At 74.6% G+C, this 240-nt stretch carries 1 protein-coding gene; it reads left to right on the top strand.

What is annotated here, in order from left to right:
- The coding region (locus CCN29_RS36150) for an RbsD/FucU domain-containing protein (protein WP_442538460.1) at positions 1 to 96 on the top strand (96 nt) is incomplete at its 5' end.
- Positions 97 to 240: the final 144 nt, after the last annotated feature.

Here is a 240-nt window from a genome sequence, read left to right as displayed (position 1 = left end):
CTGAAGCAACTGACGTCCGGGGCGCGGCTGGTGGTCCGCACGGGCGAGGCGAGCCCGTACGCGAACGTGCTGCTGCGGTGCGGGGTCTTCTTCTGAGAGGCGCGGGCTTCTCGGGGCGCGCCCGGCTTCTCGGGGGCGCGCCCCCGCTTGCTCTGCGGGAGGCGCCCGCACGAACTTCGAGGGGCCCGGTCCGTCGACCGGGCCCCTCGCTTCCCTCCCCCGCCAGGACCTCCCTGAAGT

It is taken from the genome of Streptomyces pseudogriseolus, from assembly GCA_002154585.1.
GTDB lineage: Bacteria > Actinomycetota > Actinomycetes > Streptomycetales > Streptomycetaceae > Streptomyces > Streptomyces pseudogriseolus.
The sequence above is the reverse complement of the archived record's forward strand: the minus strand, read 5'-3'. Positions and strand labels throughout refer to the sequence as shown.